Origin of the sequence: Sporotomaculum syntrophicum (assembly GCF_009932395.1) — a bacterium.
Lineage (GTDB): Bacteria > Bacillota > Desulfotomaculia > Desulfotomaculales > Desulfallaceae > Sporotomaculum > Sporotomaculum syntrophicum.
This window is the reverse complement of the sequence record NZ_LSRS01000028.1, coordinates 1-569: the sequence shown is the minus strand read 5'-3', so window position 1 is coordinate 569 and position 569 is coordinate 1. Positions and strand designations below refer to the sequence as shown.

1 protein-coding gene is annotated in these 569 nt (G+C 36.6%); it reads right to left on the bottom strand.

The genetic code is table 11. The features are described from left to right. Nucleotides 1-470 (bottom strand): transposase (locus tag SPSYN_RS15510; protein WP_161823387.1); only part of this gene is annotated, 470 nt, incomplete at its 3' end. Nucleotides 471-569 lie beyond the last annotated feature (99 nt).

The window sequence follows — 569 nt, the reverse complement described above, 5'->3', positions numbered from 1 at the left end:
GGTACTTTTTTGATGGTGTTAGCTTCAATATGAGTCGTATCTATAACAATGCCGTTGCTGCTTTTTATTATGCCTTTTTCTACACATTGGCGTATGATTTCGGTTATGATGGTATCCAGGCTAATATCTTTTAAACGTTGGGTACGGAATTTGGTCAGTAAGCTTTTTTCGGGGAGAGGATCTTCTGGATTAAGGCCTACAAACCATTTGTAAGCCAGATTTACGGTCAAATCTTGTAACAACTGTTCATCGGATATAGTATATAGATATTTTAAGAACTGGATCCTCATCATCATTTCTGGTTCTTTGGCGGGTCTGCCAAAGTTTTTGCAATATCTATCTGCTAATAGTTCATTGACAAAGCTAAGAGATATTGCGGAATCTATACGTTTTAATATGTGATTCTCCGGTATTATATGGTATAATTCAGTGTAAAAGCTGCCTTGTTTAAAGGTGGTTTCAACTAGCATAAAAAGCATCCCCCGGTATATTTTGTTATGGTGACTTAATTATACTATAGGTGGGGATGCTTTTTGTGTTTTATATGGACTTTTTCAGTGGTCTCGGAC